Below are 19850 nucleotides of genomic sequence, written 5' to 3'. Positions count from 1 at the left end.
ACACGGAGGTCACCATGGCCCTCGCCCACCACCCCCGCGACATCCCCGACGTCGCCACCCCAATCCCCCACTCCCTCCGCGCCTACAGCCTGCCCGGCGCGCTCACCGCCGGCGCCCTCGCGGCCCTCGTCTTCAGCGGCCTGCTCTGGCTCGCCCGCCTCATGGGGATCACCAACTTCAGCATCGCCGAGTTCCTCGGCTCGCTCTTCACACGCGACACCGGTGGCGCTGCGCTCGCGCTTGGCCTCGCCGTGCACGTGATGTTCGGCGCTCTCGTCGGCCTCATCTACGCCGTCATCTTCCACGCCTGGGGCTGGGCCACCTGGGCCCGGGGCGTCGCCATCGCCATCCCTCACGCCATCGTCGGCGGCGGCATGCTCGCAGCGCTCGGCGAGATGCACCCGCTCAACGGCGAGCTCACCGGCAACCCCGGCTTCCTTGGCGGCAACTACGGCTGGCTCACCGCCGCGACGCTCATGGGCCTCTTCCTCATCTTCGGCGCGATCACCGGCGCCGTGTACGCCCACTTCGTCCCCCACCTCAGCCCAGCCAACCCTGACGCAGCTATCAATCCGCGCGAGTGACAGCAAAATAAGGCACTACCGCGGAGTTCGCGGAGCATGCGGAGTTGCGCGGAGCAAACCAATCGAGGACCTCGAAGCCGTAGATGACCTAGTAACCGGTCCGCTTCGGCGCCGGCTTCGGCTTGTTCTCCTCGCGGTTCTTGGGGTCTCCCTTCTCCTGCCCCCCGCGCTGGCTGCTCAGCGTCGCCACGAACTTCAGCGCCTGGTCCGCGCTCTTTGCCGGCGACGGCGTCACGAACCACCCCCAGAACCCCGGGCTCCCGTAGGCCACCACGTCCGTCGGCGGGTGGAAGTGCAGCGCGAACGGCGTGACCGCGCTGAGCTCGTCGTGCGTCCCGAAGAACTGCCACGGGCGGTCCATCGACGGCGGCCGGTTAGTGGTCTTGCGCATCCGCGCCATGTCCACCGGCACCCAGTTGATCGTGTTCTTCGCCTCGTCGTACAGGGCGAACTCCACCCACGTCCGCAGCCGGTTGCTCCGCCCGCTCTTCTGGAGGAACTTGGCGTCCTTGCTCGTCACGTCGAACCCGATCACCGTCCGCGTGGGCAGCCCCGCCTTGCGGTAGAGCGCGGCCATCAGCGCCGTCAGGTCCTGCTCGCTGCCGCGCTTCTCCATCAGCGTCAGCGCTGGCGGCTTGATCTCCATGCCCGAGAGCTCGCCCGTCCGCATCATGGTCAGGCCTTCGCCGGTGATCTGGATCAGCGGCCACACCTTGGCCGCGATCACCTTCGCCACCCGCGCCGGGGGCAGCTGCTTGATGTCCTTGACGCCCTCCTCCTCCATCCACGCCGCCAGCGTCTCCGACAGGTCCTTGTCGTCGTACGGCCGCACCTGCCCGGCCGCGTCCAAGCCCAGCTCCACATACAGCTGCGGCTGGAGGTTGGCCGCGATGTCCGCCGGGTAGTTCTTGGGCCAGCGCACCTGCATCGCCGCCGCCTCATCAAACACGGTGTTGTAGCAGCGCATGCCGATCTGCACGTCCAGCTGCACCTGCTTCGCCTCGGCCTCGGTTGTGGGCGCGCCCGCATCCCACCGCGTCAGCTTCACCGGCCCCGGGTACCCCTCCAGGACTTCGGGCGCGGTATCCACCACTTTGTCGTTCACTCGCAGCTCGCCCGCGATCTCGTTGTAGAACAGGTCGCTCGACGCCGTGGATGGCACGATGGGCCAGATGAAACCCAGCGTGTTGAACTTCATCGGCGTAGGAGCAGGCATGTGCACCTCACGCCCGCTGAAGGGGTCCTTGTACGTCGTCTTGTTGTTCGGGCTATTGAGGTTCACCCGCACCATCACCGAAAGCGTCAGGTCCCTCGGCTGCTCCTGCCTGACGTATTCGCCGATCTTCGGCGGCTCGTCCTTCTTCGGCGGCCGCGCCTGCGGCTGAGCGCCGGGGGTCGGCTGTGCCTGCGGCTGCGGCTTGGGCGGCGCGGTCACTGGCTTCTGCTTGGGCGCGGTCCGTACCGGTCGCTTGGGCGGCTCCTGCTGCCCCATCGCCGGCCCGCAGGCCAGCCCCACCGCCAAACCGACCGCCGCGATCAACGCCACGCCCGACCAACGCTGGGTCTTCTTCACAGGCTTACTCCGGTGGACGCGCCAAGCCCTCAATAGCCACGGCGCGACTCCCCCATTCTATGGACGTCCCCGCCCGACCCCGGTTCCATCCACTCACCGCCCATCTACACTTGGCCCCGTGCCCATCCTGACCGCCACCAATATTTCCCACAACTACGGCGACCGCCCGATCCTCCAGGGCGTTTCGCTCTCCATCGAGCCCACCGACCGCATCGGCATCGTCGGCCGCAACGGCGCGGGCAAGACCACTCTGATGAAAATCCTCACGGGCCAGCTCAAGCCCGACATGGGCCAGGTGGTCCTCCAGCGCGGCAGCCGCGTGGGCTACCTCCACCAGGACCACAACCTCGACCCCACCGAAACCCTCCGTGAGGCCGCCGAGGGCGCCTTCGAGGAGCTCCACCGCATCCACCTTGAGCTCAATCACCTCTTCGAGGCCATGGCCACCGCCAAGGGCGACGAGCTCGACCGCATGCTCCAGAAGCAGATCGAGCTCGAGACCGCCATGGAGGCCGCGGGCGGGTACACGATCGAGCACAAGATCGAAGAGGTCCTCCACGGCGTCGGCTTCACCGACGCTCAGTTCAACATCAAGGTCGGCAGCCTCTCCGGCGGGCAGAAGGGGCGGCTGGCCCTGGCGCGCCTGCTGCTCGAGTCCCCCGACGTCATGCTCCTCGACGAGCCCACCAACCACCTTGACATCGAGGGCCGCCTGTGGCTCGAGGACTACCTCACGCGCGAGTTCAAGGGCGCCGTGGTCATGGTCTCCCACGACCGCTACCTGCTCGACGCGGTCGTCACCCGCATTATCGAGGCCGAGCAGTGCCGCCTCATCGACTACCCCGGCAACTACATGGCCTTCCGCCAGCTCCGCGCCGAGCGGCGCCTGGTCATGCACCGCGCCTACGAGGCCCAGCAGTCCAAGATCAAGAAGGAAGAGGAGTACATCCGCCGCTTCAAGGCCGGCCAGCGCGCCCGCCAGGCCATGGGGCGCGAGAAGCGCCTCGACCGCGAGAAGCGCGACAACCTCCTCGAGCGCCCCATGGAGATGGCCGAGCTAAGGCTTAACCTCCCTAAGGCCGAGCGCTCCGGCGACATGGTCGCCTCCGCCCGCGGCGTCTCCAAGGCCTACACCAACGAAGAAGGCAAGACCAAGGTCCTCTTCAAGGACCTCGACGTCACTATCAACCGCGGCGAGCGCTGGGGCATCATCGGCCCCAACGGTGCCGGCAAGTCGACGCTGATCCGCTGCCTCCTCGGCGAGACGCCCGTCGATTCCGGCGTCGTCCGCATCGGCAGCAACGTCAAGGTCGGCCACTACAAGCAGACCCACGAGCACGTGCCCAGCGACGTGCAGGTCTACCGCTACCTCCAGGGCGTGATCCTCAAGGAGGCCCCCCAGGCCGCGATGAGCGAGCAGGCCGCCCGCAACCTCGCCGGCGCATTCCTCTTCTCGGGCGAAGACCAAGAGAAGGACATGGGCATGCTCAGCGGCGGCGAGCGCAGCCGCGCCGTGCTCGCCGGCCTGCTCGCCTCCGCCAAGAACCTGCTCATCCTGGACGAGCCCACCAACCACCTCGACATCTCTTCGGCCGAGCGGCTGGAAGACGCCCTCGCCATGCCCGATGAGGACAACGACGAGGGCTACAACGGCACTCTGATCCTGATCTCGCACGACCGCGCCCTCATCGATGCCACCTGCGACCACCTCATCGTGCTCGACGGCAAGGGCAACACCGAGATCTTCACCGGCGGCTACACCGACTGGCACGAGAAGGAGCTCGAGCGCAAGAAGCGGCTCGCCCGCCAGGAGTCGGAAGAAAAAGAACGCCGCGAGAACGCCGAGCGCCAGAAGAAGGCGCAGGCCGAGGCACAGGCCCAGAAAGAGAAGCAGCGCCAACAGCAGCACAAGGCCGCGAACCCCAGCACCAACGCTCTCGCCCGCCTCAAGACCGAGCAGCTCGAGCAGAAGATCGAGAAGCTCCAGCAGCGGCTGAAGCAGATCGACCAGGACCTCGGCGACCCCGACGTCTGGCGCGACGCCCGCAAGTCATCCCAGCTCAGCGATGAACGCACCCGCGTGAACAGCGAGCTTGAACCCCTCGAGTTCGAATGGGCCCGCCGCGCGGAAGAAACCTGATCCGGTCCCCTCCCCCGTGGCTAGGGAGGGGTTGGCAGTGAGACCATCAACCGCGAGCGACGCCGCGCACATCTACTGCGGCGTGACACCGCCCCCATTTTCCCTTTTCCCTTTTCACTCTTCCTTTTACCCCACTACCCACGCCACCAACGCCAACGCCGCGGCCAATCCCAGCGCCACCGCTCCCACCATCAGCGACACGGGCCGCGCCCTCTCCCGCGCCGGCCCGACCACCGCCAGCCGCCCCACGCTCGCCCGCTCGCCGCGCCGTGCCCCCTCCTGCACCACCGCGATCACCAGGTTCGCGTCAAAAGGCCGCAGCCCGCGCTCGGTCGCCCGCGTCACCAGCCGCCGCCGCACCTCGGGCCGGATGATCGCGGCCCTTCCCCCCTCGATCGACTCCTCAACCTCCAGCGCCAGCTCCCACCGCGCATCCTGCGGGCCCATGACCCGCGACGCATGGTTCTCCCGCGCCACTTCGCGCCACGCCACCCGCACCGGGTCCGCCCCGCGCGTCAGCACCTCGCTCTCCGCCAGACGGAGCCGCGACACCCGCACCACGCCGTTCTGAGGTTGGAAGTTCACGCTCCCACCCTACCCCGCGCCGCCCCCCAAACCAGCAAAGCACAGCCTGCCCACCGCCCCCTGGTCCGTTTATGCCACCCGTACTGCCGGGAGCCCCCGTGCCACCGAGACGTCTTCATCTCCGTGGTCTTGACGGCCCTCACAGTTGACCAACCCCGCCCCTACCCTCAACCCCATGCAGGCCCCGCCGCTCGAATCTCAGCCCGCCGAGCCCCCAACCGCGCCAACAGCCGCGGCGAGCGGCCCCCTGCCCACGCTCGAAACCCCCTACACCCCCGACGAGATCCTCCGCCGCCTCGACACCGCCGCCCGCCGCGGCCGCATGGCCGGGTTCCAGCCCGAAAAGCCGCCCGCTCTCTTCTCCGTAGAGGCCTTCGCCGCCCCCTTCGAGCACAAGCTCCTCGCCACCGCTTCACCCGGCGCATCCACCCGCCTCACGTTCCGCACCGTCGTGCTGCACAAGGTGCTGTGGATCTATGCCGCCGTGATCGTGTTCTCGATCTGGCCCGGCACTTGGCTGACGCACTCCATGCTCGTGAGCTGGTTCCCGTCGTGGTACCCGGTAGAGGAGTGGAAGACCTGGGCCTGGTACCTGCCCCTGTTGATCCTCCCGCTGCTCTGGCTCCTGCCCAAGCAATGGAAGAAGTCCCGCGCTGACGCCCACGCCGACGCACTCGCACAGATCGGCAAGCTCGCCCGCGAGCTCGATGCTACCACCATCACCTGATCCCGACCCAGCAGCATGTGGGACCTCCACGACATCCTCCGCACCGCGCGCCAGGGCCTGGAGGAGTACAGCCGCGCCACCGTCATCGAGCAGGCAGTCCACGGCCTCGACCACCTCACCGAGGTCCGCACCCACCCCATCCTCGCCGCGGCCTTCCTCGCCGCGGGCCTCGGCGTCATCCGCGAGCACCCCTACCCCGGCATCGCCGCCAAACGCCCAAAGTTCGCCGAGCGCCAGCGCTGCGACCTCGTGCTCCTGCCCCGCAGCGGCCAGGTGCTCCTCGACCCCGTCGCCGAACTGCTCCAGCAGGACAAGGCCGCGGGCACGCTCTTCGAGTCCTTCGCAACCCAGCCCACCGTCGCCCTCGACACCCTCCGCTCCGAGGAAGCCCTGTGGCTTGAGGTCAAGGTCGTCGGCCAGTACTGCTACACGCAGGGCGTGCCCGGACCTAACCGTGCCTACGGCAGCGAGCTCACCGGCAGCCTCTACACCGACCTCGCAAAAATCAACGCCGACGAGGCCCTGCGCTGGTCCGCCCTGCTGCTGATCCTCTACACCGACACGTCCCAGACCGGCAGCCACGACCTCACGATCGCGCTGCACCGCGCGCTCGACAAAGGCCACAAGTTCCGCAGCCCTATCACCGAGACCTTCCCCATCCCCGACCGCATCGGCAACAGCACCTGCACCGTTGCGCTCCTGCCACGCTGATCAGTCCCCTCCGCCTTCCGGTTTCCGGCTTCCGCTGTCCGGTTTAGCTCTTCTCGATCCCCACCACTTCCTCGATCGCATCCGCCGCCTCACCCGCCGCGTTCTTGTTGCTGAACGTCGCCAGCACCTCGCGCATCTCCCGCCGCTGCTTCTCCGCCACCTCCGGATCGCTCAGCAGTTCCTCCGCCGCCCGCACGATCGCCGCCGCCCCGCCGAAGTGCGGGATGAACTCCGGCACGATCCGCTTCCGCGCCAGCACGTTCGGCAGCGAGAACAGCTTCGTCGACAGCACCGTCCGCGCCATCAGAAAGAACAAGGGGTTGCTCTTCTTGTAGAACACCACCATCGGTTTGACCTGCTTGGCCACCTGCATGGTCACCGTGCCGCTCTTGACCAGCGCCAGGTCGCACCACCGCACCACCGCATCGGTGTCCTGCACGAACACCCGGAGCGACTCCGGCCACCCCGCCGGGCTCCCCTCCGCCATTCTCTTGAGCTCACCGGCCACGCGATCGCTCGTCGCCGCAACGACGCCCACCGCCCCCGGGTGCTTCTTCTTGATAGCCGCGTACGCGTCCAGCAGGATCGGAAAGTTCCGCGCCAGCTCATCGGGCCTCGATCCCGGCATCATCGCCACCCGCGGCGACCCATCCCCGAAGATCGCCCCCCGCCGGTCCAGAGCCTCAAAGTCCAGCTTCTTGTCGAACAGGAAGTGCCCGATGAACTTGGCCGGCACCCGCCGGCGCGTGAAGAACACCTCCTCGAAGGGCAGCATGCACAGCACCAGGTCCGTGATCCGCCGCAGCTTGTGGATCCGCCACCGCCCCCATGCCCAGATCTGCGGCGCCACCAGGTGCACCACGCGGCAGCCGTTGTGCTTCGCGATCTCCGCGATCGGCGTGTTGGCCGCGGGCGAATCCACCGGGACGTGGGCAGCGGGCCGGTTCCGCTTGATCCACTCCTCGATCCGCTCGTTAATGCGGTGGTGCTCGATGATCTTCTTGATCCCCGGCATCCCCATCACGGCGTCATCGCCCGTCCGCTCGACGATCACCGCCCCCGCCCGCTCCATCTTCGGCCCGCCCCACGCGAAAATCGGCAGCTCCGGGTGCCGCCGCTTCAGCTCCGCGATCACCGCCGACGCGTGATCATCGCCGCTGGGCTCAAACGCGGTGAACAGCAGCGCCCCGCCCTTGGGCGTCGGCCTCCGCTCCCGCGACTGAATATGCACCGGCGCCTGCGTCACGCGCCCACTGTAGCGTGCCACCGAGATGTCCTCATCTCGGTGCGTCCGCTTCACACCGCCTGAAAGACCGGAATCTCTCGCGGAGAACGCGGAGGCGCGGAGAAACGCCAGTTCATTGTCATCCTCCGCGCCTTCGCGATCTCCGCGAGAGACTCTTTTCTTCCGCACTACAACCCCGCCGCCTCAAACCACACCGACGGCTTCTGATCCAGCGCCATCGCGATCGCCACCATCGACTCCATGCTCGGCAGGTGCGCCCCACGCTCAATCGAGCTCAGCTGGCTCACGCTCACCCCGCTCGACTCGCTGAGGTCCTTCAGCGTCCATCCGCGCTCGGTGCGCGCCAGCCGGATCTGCCGCCCCAGCTCCGCCCGCAGCCGGTCCTGCGGCCTCTGGCCTAGTCCCAGCGTGATCACCGCCTGCGCCAAACTCCGCCGCAGCTCCGCCACCGAGAACGGCTTCGCCAGGTAATCGAACACGTCCTGCTTGAAGGTCTGCCGCATCGAGTCCAGCGACGGGTACCCCGTCACCACGATCACGCACAGCCGCGACCAGCGCTTCCGCACCTCCGCCAGCACCACCTCGCCGCTGTAGCGCCCCATCTTGATGTCCAGCAGCACCAGGTCCGGCAGGTGCTGCTCGCACGCCTGGAAGAACTCATCCGGCGTCGCGCACGTCCGCACCGCGTGCCCGTCGGTCTCCAGCACCGAGCGGATGTACTGCCGGAAGTCCTCGTCGTCATCCAGGGCCACGATCGACAGCGACGGCAGCTTGAGCGGGTCCGTCGTCGCCTGCGGGGTTGTCGGTGCTTCCGGTTCCATGCAGCCCCCAGCCTACCCCACCGCCGCGACGCCCGCCTCCCGCGCCAGTGGCATCAGCACCTCGAACTCCGCGCCCATCGCCCCGTCCACCCGATTCCTCGCCAATATCACACCCCCGTGCTCCCGCACAATCCCCTCCGACACCGCGAGCCCCAGCCCCGTCCCCCGCGCATCCAGCCGCGTGCTCACGAACGGCTCGAACAGGTGCGGCAGCACGCTCGGATCAATACCCGGCCCCTCATCCCGCACCACCAGCGACACCCACTCCCGCCCATCCTTCGTTGACCGCTCGGCCGCGACTTCCACCCGTCCAACCCCCGACCCGCCGCGCACCGCATCCACTCCATTGCGAATCAGGTTCACCAGCACCTGCATCATCCGATCCGGATCACACTCCAGCAACACGTCCTCCGGCACGCGGCTCACCACCTCGACGCCCTCGGCATCGCGGTCCAGCCCCACCAGCAGCATCGCCTCCTGCACCAACCCTTGCAGCGGCACCATCTTGACCGACGGGTGCCGCGCCCGCGCGAAGTCCAGCAGGCTCTCTCCCAATCGCTCCAGCCGCTGCACCACCCGCAGCATCAGCGCCCGCTGCGCCTCATCCACGCTCTCCGGGCTCGCGTTCAGCTTCTCCACCAGCCCCTTCAGCACCGTCAGCGGCGTGTTCAGCTCGTGCGCGATGCCCGCCGACATCATGCCCAGGCTCGCCAGCCGGTCCGCATCCGCCAGGTTCCGGCGCGCCGTCTCCAGCAGGTGGTTCTTCCGCTTGAGGTCATTCGCCACCTGCTCCAGCCGCCCCAGCGCATCGCCCAGCATCGCCTCCTGCTGCCGCAGCTTCAGCACGCTCTCGTTCCGCGACCGCATGATCTCGCCCAGCTCATCCGCCGGGATCGCCCCCTCCGGGATGATCTCTTCCCCCTTCCGACCCTCCTGCACCGCCCGGTCCGCGGCCAGCATCATGCGAATCGGCCGGTACACGTTCTCCGGCAGTACCAACATCTCCAGCGCCAATGCCACCAGCGCATACACCCCCAGCAGCGCGATCACCACCAGCCCATAGAGCCGCCGCACCGCGTGCCGCACATCGGGGATCTGCACGCTCAGCAGGTGGTACCGCTCGCCATGACTCCCCCGCGCCGGCGAGTACACCACCGCCCCGCGCCCAACCGCAGGCAAAATCGCCTCCACGACCCGCCCTGGGTTCGTCGTCGCACGGCTCACCGTGTCCGCCGACAACCCCAGCTCCCCCGCCGACCCCGACCGCACCGTCACCTCGCCCGGCCGCCCCAGCCCCAGCGCGTCCAGCCCAACCCCCGCCTCCAGCCCGGGCGCCACGGCCTCCAGCAGCAGCTTCGCCCGGTCGCTCTCCGCCCGCTCCACCACTTCTGTGATCGCTGGCCGGATCGCCAGTACCAGCACTAACGCCAGCGCCAGCGAGAACCCCGTGTGCAGGAAGATCAGCTTCTTCCTGATCCGCATCCCCGCCAGGAACCCGCGCGACTCCCCCCGCACGAGCTTCACCCGCCGCGGGTCAAAGAACGGCGGCTTGGGCGGCGGTGTCGCCGGCTCCGCCACCTCCGCCGCCTTCTGCTTGTCCTTCCGTGCTTTCATCAGGGCTCCGCCGGGGCCACTAGACTCGCCCGTGCCACACGAATCGTCCCGCAAACGCCGCCCCGCGGCAACCCCCTCGCCCGCCCCACGCTCGACCCGGCCCGCGCCGACGCCACCCCCCGCGCCCACCGACCGCGCCCGCGACGCCGTCCACCGCGCCCTCGCCCACCAGGCCGAGCGCTACCCCGACCTCGACCTCGCGCCCCTCGATACCTCCGGCCTTCCCCCGCGCGACGCGAACTTCGCCCACGCCATCTACGACACCGTCCTCCGCCGCTGGATCACCCTTGGCTACCTCATCGATGGCTTCTCGTCCCGCCCCTTCGGCACGCTCGACGCCCGCGTCCGCGCCGTGCTGCTCGCCGGGGCCGCGCAGCTGCTCCTGCTCGACAAGGTCCCGCCCCACGCCGCCCTCAACGAAGCCGTCACGTGGACCAAACAGTTCGTCAAACCCGAGGCCGGCGGCATGGTCAATGCCGTGCTCCGCCGCATCGCCGAACTGGTGTACGCACAGGAAAAAGGGCTGCCCGACGACAAGCCCCGCGTCCCCTACACCCGCGAACGCGACCAGCTCCCGCTCCCCGACGGCGACGCCGTCAAACTCCGCCAGCCTGTCCTCCCGCAGCCCGACCTCGATCGCACGGCCATCGCCACCAGCCACCCCACCGCCCTCCTCCGCCGCTGGTCCGCCGCCTTCGGCGAAGCCGAGGCCACCCGCCTCGCGCTGCACGGCCTCGTCATCCCTCCAACGCTGCTCAACACGCGCTCCGCGACCTCTCCCGTTCCCCACACGCAGCACCACGAGCAGGAGGGCGTGGCCGTCTACACCGGCAGCCGCGAGGACCTTGTCACCCTCCTCAACGACCGCCCCGACATCTGGGTCCAGGACGCCTCCTCCACCCTCGCCGTCGCCAGCGTCGCCGACCTTGAACCCAAGCTCGTCATCGACGCGTGCGCCGGCCAGGGCACCAAGACCCGCCAGCTCGCCCGCACCTTCCCCTCCGCCCGCATCATCGCCACCGACATCGACCCCCGCCGCCTCCGCACCCTCCGCGACATCGCCCGCCTCGAGCCCACCGTCACCGTCATCAACCCCGACGAGCTCTCAACCTACCGCGCCAAGGCCGACCTCATCCTCCTCGACGTCCCCTGCTCCAACTCCGGCGTCCTCCCCCGGCGCGTCGAGGCCCGCTACCGCTGCGACCAGCCGCAGCTCGACCGACTCATCAAGACACAACGGCAGATCATCACCGACGCCCTCCCGCTCCTGGCACCCCGCGGCCACATCCTCTACTCCACCTGCAGCATCGAGCCCGAAGAGAACGAACAGCAGCTCGCCTGGGCCGCGTCGCTCAACCTCTCCACCTCCCGCACCCACCGCACCATGCCGCAGGGCCTCCCCGGCGACCCGCCCACCACCTACCGCGACGGCGCCTTCTCCGCCCTCCTGCTCCCCCTCCCAGAGGGAGGGGGCCGGGGGGTGGGTTCGTGAGACTCACGATGTCATGCAGAGCGTTCGGCGCAGTGGCACCCGAACGAATCGCTCGTTGGATCGCAGACCTTCGCGCCGTGGTTCCCGCTGTTCGCCTCTGTTGATCCATCAACCGACAGCCCCGCTCCTTTCGCGTCACCCAATCGCCCATCCCGGCGTACACTCCCCTCCCACCTCCCCGGAGCGCGACGTTTCATGAATCTCCTGGACATCCTCACACCCGCCTCCATCAAGGCCCCTCTCGCGGCCTCCGACAAAAAGGGTGTGATCGACGAGCTCGTTGACGTCCTCGCCGCCGCGGGGAAAGTCGCCGACGCCAAAGGCCTCAAGGAAGCCGTCTGGACCCGCGAGCAGACCCGCACCACCGGCATCGGCCACGGCCTTGCCATCCCCCATGGCAAGTCCTCCGGCATGCAGGGCCTCGCCATGGCCATCGGCAAACCTGCCAAGCCCATGGACTTCGAGGCCATCGACGGCAACCCCGTCAAGCTCATCGTCCTCCTCGCCTCCCCGCCCGACCGCACCAGCGACCACATCCAGGCCCTCGCCCGCATCTCCCGCCTCATGACCATGGACGAGTTCCGCGAAAAGATCTACGCCGCCGAGAGCAGCCAGCAGATCTACGACCTTCTCAAGTCTCAGGAAAAACCGGCCTGACGTGCCACCGAGATGTCCTCATCTCGGTGCTCCCCCGCGGTGACCCTCGATGAGCGACCACCCCGTCGACCTCACCCGCCTCTTCGCCCCGGTCCAGCGCATCGACGCCTACCTGACCGGGGTCCTCGACGACCCCAAGCTTGATCTCGCTCCGTCGCTCCGCGAGGCCATGAAGTACGCCGTGCTCAACGGCGGCAAGCGCCTCCGCCCCCTCCTCGCCTGGTACTGCTGCGAAGCTCTCGGCGCCCCCGGCGAAGCCTCCCTCCCCGCCGGCGCCGCCGTCGAGTTCGTCCACGCCTTCTCCCTGGTCCACGACGACCTCCCTCCCCTCGACAACGACGACCTCCGCCGCGGCAAGCCCACCCTCCACAAGCACGCGGGCGAAGCCATGGCCATCCTCGCGGGCGATGCACTGCTCGCGCTTTCCTTCGATGTACTCGCGCGATGTTCGCTCAGCTCACGGCTACTCAGCCGCGCGGTGCTGAAGATGATCAACGGGCAAGTTCTTGACACCCTCGCTGAGAGCCAGGCAGAGAGGTCACCCCGCGAGCAGGTCGCATTGATCCACGAACAGAAGACTGGAGCACTGCTGCTCGCCGCGGCCGAGCTCAGCGTGTCCGCAGCCGATCAATGGCTGCAAAGCCACAACAGGCAATCGAACCCGGCCGGCATCAAAGGACTCGCCGAGTACACCCACGACATCGGACTCCTCTTCCAGATCGTCGATGACCTCATCGACGTCGAACAGCCCGCCGAGTCCGCAGGCAAGCGCACCGGCAAGGACGCCGCCGCCGGCAAGCTCACCTACCCAGCCGTCTTCGGCATCGAGCACAGCAAGGCCGAGGTCGCCCGCCTCAAGGTCGCCGCCCTCGCCGCCATCGCCCCCCTCGGCCCCCCCGCCCAACCCCTCCGCGACCTCGCCCACTACCTCGCCACCCGCACGAAATAGGAACCGCGACCGTGAGGGAGCGGTCGGCCCCGCCGCGGGGCCGAGCTGGTCTCCCCTTCGCGCCCTACCCCCTGTGTCACATCTTGACACACCCCCTCCCCCACCCCACAATCCTCGCATGCCACAGCGCGAAACCATGAACGTCTCCCTCCCCCCCGCCCAGGAGCAGTTCGTCCGCGACCAGGTCGCCTCCGGCCGCTACCAGACCGCAAGCGAGGTCGTCCGCGAAGGCCTTCGCCTCCTCGAGCGCGAAGAGTGGAAGCGGCTGATCGAGAAGGAGCTTTCGGGAGGTCTCACCGATGAAGAGCGGGCAAGAGTCCCCGACCACGTCTGGGACAAGCTGCGTGCTCACTTTGACGAGATCCTCAAGCGTGCGGATGATGATGCCGCGGCCGGCCGCCTCCACGATGGCGAAGAGCTCATGGCCCGCCTGCGGCAGAGGGTGCAATCAAAGCGGAAAAGGAAGTCCGCGTGAACAAGTGGCACGTCACCGAGGGCGCGGCGGTCGAGCTCGAAAATATCATCGACTACATCACCGAGCATGACGGCCCCGACCGCGCCGATGCCATGCTGGAGAAGCTGCACCGCGCCTTCCACCTAATCGGCGAGGCGCCGCGCGCCGGTGTTCAGAAACCACGCCTCACGCCACCGAACATCCGATGGTGGCTCGCAGTACCGTTCTACGTCGTCTACGACTGCGAGAGCAGCCCCATCCGCATCGACCACATCCTGCACACGGCCCGCAATCTGCCCGACCTCTTCGATTGATCCCCCGCCGCCCCTCCGCCCGATCCTCTCCTTGCCCCCACCCCCGGCCGAACCATACACTTCTTTCAAGAAACTTTGAAACCACCGGCTGGCCGCACCCACCAATGCCCATCCTCCCCACCATCGCCTCACCCCACGACCTCCGCGGCCTGTCCATCCCCCAGCTCCAGCAGCTCGCCCAGGAGATCCGCGACGCCATCTGCTCGCAGGTCTCCCTCTCCGGCGGCCACCTCGCCCCCAACCTCGGCGTCGTCGAGCTCACCATCGCCCTCCACTACGTCTTTGACTTCTCCTACGACCGGCTCCTCTTTGACGTCGGCCACCAGTGCTACCCGCACAAGCTGCTCACCGGCCGCCTGCCGCTGCTGTCCAAGCTGAGGACGCGCGAGGGCATGGCCGGCTTCCCTGACCCCAAAGAGTCCCGCTACGACCTCTTCTCCGTCGGCCACGCCGGCACTGGCATCCCCACCGCCGTCGGCATGGCCCGCGGCGACACCCTGAACAAAGAAGCCTTCGACCCCAAGACCAACCCCACCGGCCGGCGCGTTGTCACGCTCATCGGCGACGCCTCCATCGCCAACGGCGTCGCCATGGAAGGCCTCAACGGCGCCGGCACGCTCAAGCGCCAGTTCCTCGTCGTCCTCAACGACAACGGGATGTCCATCAGCAAGCCCCAGGGCGCCCTCGCCCACTACTTTGACCGCCTCCGCCTCTCCCACCTCTACACCGACTTCAAGAAGTCTGCGGGCGAGGTCCTCAAGTCCACCCCCGGCGGCGGCGCCCTCCGCGCGGCCTACCACGCCGCGGGCGAGATGACCAAGGCCGTCGTCGCCGAGGGCGCCGCGTGGTTCGAGCACTTCGGCCTCGTCACCGCCGGCCCCATCGACGGCCACGACCTGCCCACACTGATCAAGTTCCTCCGCGAGGCCCGCGACCTCGACCGCCCCATGCTCCTGCACGTCAAGACCATCAAGGGCAAGGGCTACGAGTACGCAGAGAAGGACTCCACTAAGTTCCACTCGCCGCCGACCTTCACCAAGACCGACGGCACGCTCAAGTCCGAAGGCCGCAGCTTCACCGCCGCGTTCGGCGACGCCATGCTCGACCTCATGGAGCGCGACCCCAAGGTCGTCACCGCCACGGCCGCGATGCCCGACGGCACGGGCCTCAGCAAGGTCCTGCCCCGCTTCCCCGACCGCGCGTGGGACGTGGGCATCTGCGAGTCTCACGCTCTCGACATGATGGCGGGCCTGGCCAAGACCGGCTACAAGCCCTTCCTCGCCGTCTACTCGACCTTCTTCCAGCGCTGCTTCGACCAGGCCTTCCAGGAGGCCGCGTTGCAGAACCTCCCCGTCCGCCTCTGCCTCGACCGCGCGGGCCTGGTCGGCGGCGACGGCGCCGTGCACCACGGCTTCTGCGACATCTCCCTGCTCCGCACCCTCCCCGGCGCGGTCATCATGGCCGCCATCGACGAGCCCACGCTAAAGGCCGCGCTCGAGTTCATGCGGACGTACGAGAAGGGCCTCTCCGCCCTCCGCTACCCGCGCGACAACGTGAGCCTCAAACTCGCCGAGCGCCGCTGCCCGCCCTTCGAGCTCGGCGAGGCCCACAACCTCACGCCCGAAGCCACCGACCCCGACGTCGCGATCCTCGCCTTCGGCACCCTCGCCATCAACGCCCTCGACGCGGCCGACGCCGTCAAGTCCGACACCAAGGTCGCCGTCTACGACGCCCGCTTCGCCAAGCCCGTCGACAAGGCCCTCATCCGCAACCTGCTCGAGGCCCGTACGCCCATCATCACCATCGAGGACCACACGCTGCCAGGCGGCTTCGGCGCCGCCGTCCTCGAAGCCGCGGCCGAGATGAACCTCGACACCACCGCGATCACTCGCCTCGGCCTCCCCGACGCCTGGATCCACCAGAACTCCCGCGTCCAGCAGCTGACCGAAGCCGGCCTCGACACCCCGTCGATCGTCCGCGCGATCCGCTCCCGTGCCACGATCACGTCTTCGTGATCGTGCCCCACCCTGTCAGAAGCACTGCAGCCGCTGCCACATCCTCGAGAACTCTCCACGCTCCAGGTCCCGCCGGCTGATCCAGAAGTACAGGTGCCCGGCGTCACCCCACATCCAGTCCAGCCCATTATCGGATCCAAGCTGGAGCAGCAGCACCCACTCGTCCCCTGCCGCCGGCGTCTGGTCGTCGAGCATCGAGCCCTGGATCAGGTCCGCATGCCCCAGCATCTGATGCCCGCCCTCAGGCCGCACCGCGTGCAGCAGCTCAAAGTACTCATCGCCCTCGCCGAACGTCACGCCGCTGGGCAGTTCCTCCGCGTCCGGCAGCGTGAACCCCGGCACGAAGGTCACCTATCGCAGCGGAGGCCGCTTCCCCTCCTTGCCCGCCGCAGCCCCCGGCAGTTCACGCCGTTCCAACGGAGCATCCTGCGGTGTGAACGTGACACGTACATACCTCGCGTCCTCCGCCGATCCGCCCCACGGCTGCTCCTCGATGCTGTACCAGAACGTCAGGGCTCCCGAACGCGGCAGCATCCCGTCACGGTCGTGCGCCGCCGCCTCCGACAGCCGGATCCGTGCCAGCGGGTCCAGCGGCCTCCCGTCCACCGCAGGCCATTCCTCGCCCCGCCGCAGGGATGCAAACCCTCCACCCAGGAACGAGTGCTCCGCGGTGACGGTCACTGGGTCACACGCCTCCAACTCCAGGTACACGCACGGCCGCACCAGCCGCTGGATGTCCACCCACCGCTCCTTCAACCCCTCCCGCTCCACCAGCGCCGCGACCTCCTCCAACGTGCGCGGCGCGCTGCGAACCCGCCGCCCCGGCACCCTTTCATCGCCGCCCCCCAACCGCCGCCGCAACCAGTCGAAGAACGCCATGCGTCTCTACCTCGCGTCCAACACCCCACATCGGTGCCACGATCACGCCATCGTGATCGTGTCTTGGCTGCCGCACTCTGGGCACACGGACCCGGTCTCGAGTCCCTGACGAGAATACCCACACTTATGACAAGCCTCTCGCGGCTTCCGCGTGCAGAGGCGTCGTGTCATCAAAGCACAGGGCACCCCGAAAGCCGCCACTAGATTCCACAAAGGGATCGAGTAGATTCGACCCTTGATGTTGTCGCCATGATGGTCGTACCTATCGGCGATCCCCGGCCACCAGGAGAGCGGGCCCGGCTCCGCCTCGCCCGTGTGAAACCCACGCTCAGGGAACGGGTACCTGTGGGTCACCACGCACAGCATGCCATGCTCGCAGGTCATGCCGGTGTGACCAGAGGCCGACACCCAACAGACGTACCGATTCCAGGTGCCCACAAGGGCTGCAATGCTGAGGGCGAAAGAGGCGATCAGGATGATGCAACCAAGCCGCTTCAAAACAACGCGTGGACTCCTCGTATCCACATCAGCCTTCCCTACTTCTCCGCGCTCAAGTAACAGATATACGCCGCGTCCGCCTCCCCCACCTTCCTCGCCCGGAACACCCCGTTCCCCTTCCCCTTCGCGTCCGTCCCCTCCCAGTACACCGTCACGCGCTTAAACCCCGCCTCGCGCAGCAGCTCCTGCACCTCCACCAGGGTCCACAACCGCCACTCGTACGTGAACGCCCTCCGCATCGCCGGCCCGCGCTTGAACTCAAAGTGGATGTGGCACGTGTAGTCGGCCGTGATGGGGTTGAACGACGCCTGGTCCCACACGTACGTGAACCCGCCGAAGACCTTGTACCGCCGCCGATCCTCCTGCACCTTCGCGCTCTCGTACCCGCCGTAGTGGTCCAGGAAGAACACCCCGTCCTCCGCGAGCGACTCGCGCACGCTCTCGAAGTAGGCCCGCAGCCCCTCCCGCGTTTTGAAGATCCAGTAGCTGAAGTTCATCGCGTTGACGATGTCCACGCCCCTCGCCTCGGCGACCGGCGACCGCACATCGCACTCCAGCAGCGTGACGCGCCCCCGCTGCTCCTCCGTCAACGCGCCCACGTTGTTCTTCTTCGCCCATGCCAAGGTCGGCCGGTGCAGGTCCAGCCCCACCGCCCGGTTCTCTGAATGCGTTTTCACCCATTCGCAGCTCGTCAGGGCCGTGCCGCAGAAGTCCTCGCGCAGGACCCGCGCCGCCCGCCCGCGCAGTTTTCGGAACTGCGTCGATACAAACCCCACCTCCGCTTCGGGGGACTGCACCGCCGCCTCGTAAAGCCTGTGCCGATCGGCAGTCGCGCTCGTCACCGCCGCCGCCTTCGCCCCGCCCTTGCGACCCGCCTTCCCCGACCTCTGCGTCCGCTTCCCGTCCATAGGGGACCTTTCCTCCGTTCAGGTTCCTCAAACCGCGCCACAAACCAGCCGATCTTCTCACTCCACGGCTGACAGCGACCGAAAAACGTGGCCTTATACTCTCTTTCCCCGGACCACGCGTGAACGGCCCGGGGACCGCCCTCGTACCCCACCTACCCCCTCCGAGCCTCTTCGCCCCCTGGCCCAGTCCCCCAAACGCCCCCCACGGAGTCCCCGATGCGTCTGACGATGGTTGGTACCGGTTATGTGGGTCTCGTCACCGGCGTCTGCTTCGCCAACACCGGCAATGACGTCACCTGCCTCGACGTCGACGCCAAGAAGATCGAGAAGCTCCGCCAGGGCATCTGCCCCATCTACGAGCCCGGCCTCACCGAGCTCATGGAGCGCAACTACGAGGCCGGCCGCCTCAAGTACACCCTCGACAAGGCCGAGGCCTACCGCGACGCCGAGATGATCTTCATCTGCGTCGGCACCCCCTCCGACGAGCGCGGCCACACCGACCTCAAGTACATCAACTCCGCCGCCGACGACATCGCCGCGACCCTCAAGACCCTGGGCCCCAAGCAGAAGCCAAAGGTCATCGTGGTCAAGTCGACCGTCCCCGTCGGCACCACGCTCTCGGTCAAGACCCGCATCCGCGACATCGTCGGCCCCGACACCCCCTTCTCCGTCGCCGACAACCCCGAGTTCCTCAAGGAAGGCGACGCCATCAACGACTTCAATAAGCCCGACCGCGTCGTTGTCGGCGTTGAGGACGACCGCACCGGCGAGATGTTCCGCCAGCTCTACGACCCCTTCGTCCGCCAGGGCCACCCCATCTTCCTGATGGACATCCTCTCGGCCGAGATGGTCAAGTACGCGAGCAACAACTTCCTCGCGACCAAGATCAGCTTCATCAACGAGATGGCCAACCTCTGCGAGGCCTACGGCGCCGACATCGGCAAGGTCCGCGAGGGCATGTGCTCTGACAAGCGCATCGGCAACCAGTTCCTCTACCCCGGCCTGGGCTACGGCGGCAGCTGCTTCCCCAAGGACACGCTCGCCTGCATCATGATGGGCGACAAGGCGGGCATCGAGGCCAAGCTCAGCAAGTCCGTCCACGAGGTCAACCAGAAGCAGCGCGACCGCTTCTTCGACAAGATCCAGGCCCACTTCAAGTCCTCCGGCGGCCTCACCGGCAAGACCATCGCCTTCTGGGGCCTGGCTTTCAAACCCCGCACCGACGACATCCGCGAGGCCCCCGCCCTCACGTTGATGCGCAAGGCCATGGGCTACGGCGCCGCGGTCCGCGGCTACGACCCCGTCGCCGCCGACAACGTCCGCGCCGAGATGGGCCCCGCCAACACCGTCACGATCTGCGACGAGATGTACGAGTGCGCCAAGGGCGCCGACGCCATCGTGATCTCCACTGACTGGGACGAGTTCAAGTCCCCCGACTTCGCCCGCCTCGCCAGCATCATGAAGGGCAAGACCATCTTCGACGGCCGCAACCTCTACCGCCGCTCCCAGATGGCCGAGACCGGCTTCACCTACTACTCCGTGGGGCGTGCGCCGGTAAGGCCGAGCTGAGTTGAACGCGAACGCGCCGGTCCCCGCGAGCACCGTTCGATACGAGCCCCGAACGAAGTGAGTGGGCCGAGTCTTCACCGGCGCAGGGTTCACTCAAGGACCCGTCACTGCGTT

At 67.9% G+C, this 19850-nt stretch carries 19 protein-coding genes; 11 read left to right on the top strand and 8 right to left on the bottom strand.

Features of this window, described 5'->3' with window-relative positions:
- The first annotated feature begins 14 nt into the window (after window positions 1-14).
- Complete coding sequence (locus tag VD997_01180; GenBank protein ID HYE60582.1) at window positions 15-584, top strand: hypothetical protein; 570 nt, start codon at window positions 15-17, stop codon at window positions 582-584.
- An 88-nt stretch (window positions 585-672) separates the two neighbouring features.
- Here the strand turns inward: VD997_01180 and VD997_01175 are convergent, their stop codons facing one another.
- Complete coding sequence (locus VD997_01175; protein HYE60581.1) at window positions 673-2157, bottom strand: transglutaminase family protein; 1485 nt, start codon at window positions 2155-2157, stop codon at window positions 673-675.
- A gap of 118 nt (window positions 2158-2275) precedes the next feature.
- Here VD997_01175 and VD997_01170 point away from each other — a divergent pair, with 118 nt between their 5' ends.
- Window positions 2276-4297, top strand: a complete 2022-nt coding sequence (locus VD997_01170) for an ATP-binding cassette domain-containing protein (GenBank protein ID HYE60580.1) — start codon at window positions 2276-2278, stop codon at window positions 4295-4297.
- Window positions 4298-4423: 126 nt separating this feature from the next.
- Here VD997_01170 and VD997_01165 read toward each other — a convergent pair whose 3' ends face one another.
- On the bottom strand, window positions 4424-4882 hold the full coding sequence (locus VD997_01165; GenBank protein HYE60579.1) for a hypothetical protein: 459 nt from the start codon (window positions 4880-4882) through the stop codon (window positions 4424-4426).
- A 175-nt stretch (window positions 4883-5057) separates the two neighbouring features.
- Here VD997_01165 and VD997_01160 point away from each other — a divergent pair, with 175 nt between their 5' ends.
- Together VD997_01160 and VD997_01155 are read left to right on the top strand one after the other, a co-directional pair.
- Window positions 5058-5609 (top strand): hypothetical protein, encoded by a 552-nt coding sequence (locus VD997_01160; GenBank protein HYE60578.1) that lies wholly within the window; start codon window positions 5058-5060, stop codon window positions 5607-5609.
- Window positions 5610-5624: 15 nt separating this feature from the next.
- Window positions 5625-6320 carry a hypothetical protein gene (locus tag VD997_01155; protein HYE60577.1) on the top strand — a complete coding sequence of 232 codons (696 nt, stop codon included), beginning with the start codon at window positions 5625-5627 and terminating at the stop codon, window positions 6318-6320.
- 43 nt (window positions 6321-6363) lie between these two features.
- Here VD997_01155 and VD997_01150 read toward each other — a convergent pair whose 3' ends face one another.
- The 3 genes from VD997_01150 to VD997_01140 all read right to left on the bottom strand — a co-directional run bounded on the left by VD997_01150 (window position 6364) and on the right by VD997_01140 (window position 10001).
- Window positions 6364-7587 (bottom strand): hypothetical protein, encoded by a 1224-nt coding sequence (locus VD997_01150; GenBank protein HYE60576.1) that lies wholly within the window; start codon window positions 7585-7587, stop codon window positions 6364-6366.
- A 146-nt stretch (window positions 7588-7733) separates the two neighbouring features.
- On the bottom strand, window positions 7734-8387 hold the full coding sequence (locus VD997_01145; GenBank protein HYE60575.1) for a response regulator: 654 nt from the start codon (window positions 8385-8387) through the stop codon (window positions 7734-7736).
- A 12-nt stretch (window positions 8388-8399) separates the two neighbouring features.
- Window positions 8400-10001 (bottom strand): ATP-binding protein, encoded by a 1602-nt coding sequence (locus tag VD997_01140; protein ID HYE60574.1) that lies wholly within the window; start codon window positions 9999-10001, stop codon window positions 8400-8402.
- Between the two features lie 31 nt (window positions 10002-10032).
- On the opposite strand from VD997_01140, the gene VD997_01135 reads away from it, so the two are divergent.
- From VD997_01135 to dxs, 6 genes are all read left to right on the top strand, one after another.
- Window positions 10033-11493, top strand: coding sequence for a transcription antitermination factor NusB (locus tag VD997_01135; protein ID HYE60573.1), 1461 nt, complete (start codon window positions 10033-10035; stop codon window positions 11491-11493).
- Window positions 11494-11688: 195 nt separating this feature from the next.
- Window positions 11689-12150 (top strand): PTS sugar transporter subunit IIA, encoded by a 462-nt coding sequence (locus tag VD997_01130; GenBank protein ID HYE60572.1) that lies wholly within the window; start codon window positions 11689-11691, stop codon window positions 12148-12150.
- A gap of 49 nt (window positions 12151-12199) precedes the next feature.
- On the top strand, window positions 12200-13099 hold the full coding sequence (locus VD997_01125; protein ID HYE60571.1) for a polyprenyl synthetase family protein: 900 nt from the start codon (window positions 12200-12202) through the stop codon (window positions 13097-13099).
- 118 nt (window positions 13100-13217) lie between these two features.
- Entirely contained in the window at window positions 13218-13574 is a 357-nt protein-coding gene (locus VD997_01120; protein ID HYE60570.1) for a type II toxin-antitoxin system ParD family antitoxin, read from the top strand.
- Entirely contained in the window at window positions 13571-13867 is a 297-nt protein-coding gene (locus tag VD997_01115) for a type II toxin-antitoxin system RelE/ParE family toxin (protein HYE60569.1), read from the top strand. The genes VD997_01120 and VD997_01115 overlap by 4 nt, the downstream gene beginning before the upstream one ends.
- Window positions 13868-13971: 104 nt before the next feature.
- A complete protein-coding gene (gene dxs / locus VD997_01110) occupies window positions 13972-15882 on the top strand; it encodes a 1-deoxy-D-xylulose-5-phosphate synthase (protein ID HYE60568.1) in 1911 nt (636 codons plus the stop codon).
- 15 nt (window positions 15883-15897) lie between these two features.
- Here the strand turns inward: dxs and VD997_01105 are convergent, their stop codons facing one another.
- The 3 genes from VD997_01105 to VD997_01095 all read right to left on the bottom strand — a co-directional run bounded on the left by VD997_01105 (window position 15898) and on the right by VD997_01095 (window position 18167).
- Complete coding sequence (locus tag VD997_01105) at window positions 15898-16233, bottom strand: YwqG family protein (GenBank protein HYE60567.1); 336 nt, start codon at window positions 16231-16233, stop codon at window positions 15898-15900.
- Complete coding sequence (locus VD997_01100; protein ID HYE60566.1) at window positions 16234-16761, bottom strand: DUF1963 domain-containing protein; 528 nt, start codon at window positions 16759-16761, stop codon at window positions 16234-16236. It lies immediately after the preceding gene.
- 536 nt (window positions 16762-17297) lie between these two features.
- A complete protein-coding gene (locus tag VD997_01095; protein ID HYE60565.1) occupies window positions 17298-18167 on the bottom strand; it encodes a class I SAM-dependent methyltransferase in 870 nt (289 codons plus the stop codon).
- A 216-nt stretch (window positions 18168-18383) separates the two neighbouring features.
- Here VD997_01095 and VD997_01090 point away from each other — a divergent pair, with 216 nt between their 5' ends.
- Window positions 18384-19736, top strand: a complete 1353-nt coding sequence (locus VD997_01090) for a UDP-glucose/GDP-mannose dehydrogenase family protein (GenBank protein ID HYE60564.1) — start codon at window positions 18384-18386, stop codon at window positions 19734-19736.
- Window positions 19737-19850: the final 114 nt, after the last annotated feature.

The sequence above is a fragment of the Phycisphaerales bacterium genome (assembly GCA_035627955.1).
Classification (GTDB): Bacteria; Planctomycetota; Phycisphaerae; order Phycisphaerales; family UBA1924; genus JAEYTB01.
Note: the sequence above shows the minus strand (reverse complement) of the source record. Positions and strands in the feature narration are given on the sequence as shown.

Excerpts from the sequence above, each read along its gene's own strand:
- dxs (HYE60568.1), top strand. The coding sequence starts at position 13,972 with ATGCCCATCCTCCCCACCATCGCCTCACCCCACGACCTCCGCGGCCTG.
- VD997_01160 (HYE60578.1), top strand. The coding sequence starts at position 5,058 with ATGCAGGCCCCGCCGCTCGAATCTCAGCCCGCCGAGCCCCCAACCGCG.
- VD997_01155 (HYE60577.1), top strand. The coding sequence starts at position 5,625 with ATGTGGGACCTCCACGACATCCTCCGCACCGCGCGCCAGGGCCTGGAG.
- VD997_01140 (HYE60574.1), bottom strand. The coding sequence starts at position 10,001 with ATGAAAGCACGGAAGGACAAGCAGAAGGCGGCGGAGGTGGCGGAGCCG.
- VD997_01090 (HYE60564.1), top strand. The coding sequence starts at position 18,384 with ATGCGTCTGACGATGGTTGGTACCGGTTATGTGGGTCTCGTCACCGGC.
- VD997_01095 (HYE60565.1), bottom strand. The coding sequence starts at position 18,167 with ATGGACGGGAAGCGGACGCAGAGGTCGGGGAAGGCGGGTCGCAAGGGC.
- VD997_01130 (HYE60572.1), top strand. The coding sequence starts at position 11,689 with ATGAATCTCCTGGACATCCTCACACCCGCCTCCATCAAGGCCCCTCTC.
- VD997_01180 (HYE60582.1), top strand. The coding sequence starts at position 15 with ATGGCCCTCGCCCACCACCCCCGCGACATCCCCGACGTCGCCACCCCA.
- VD997_01100 (HYE60566.1), bottom strand. The coding sequence starts at position 16,761 with ATGGCGTTCTTCGACTGGTTGCGGCGGCGGTTGGGGGGCGGCGATGAA.
- VD997_01145 (HYE60575.1), bottom strand. The coding sequence starts at position 8,387 with ATGGAACCGGAAGCACCGACAACCCCGCAGGCGACGACGGACCCGCTC.
- VD997_01125 (HYE60571.1), top strand. The coding sequence starts at position 12,200 with ATGAGCGACCACCCCGTCGACCTCACCCGCCTCTTCGCCCCGGTCCAG.
- VD997_01120 (HYE60570.1), top strand. The coding sequence starts at position 13,218 with ATGCCACAGCGCGAAACCATGAACGTCTCCCTCCCCCCCGCCCAGGAG.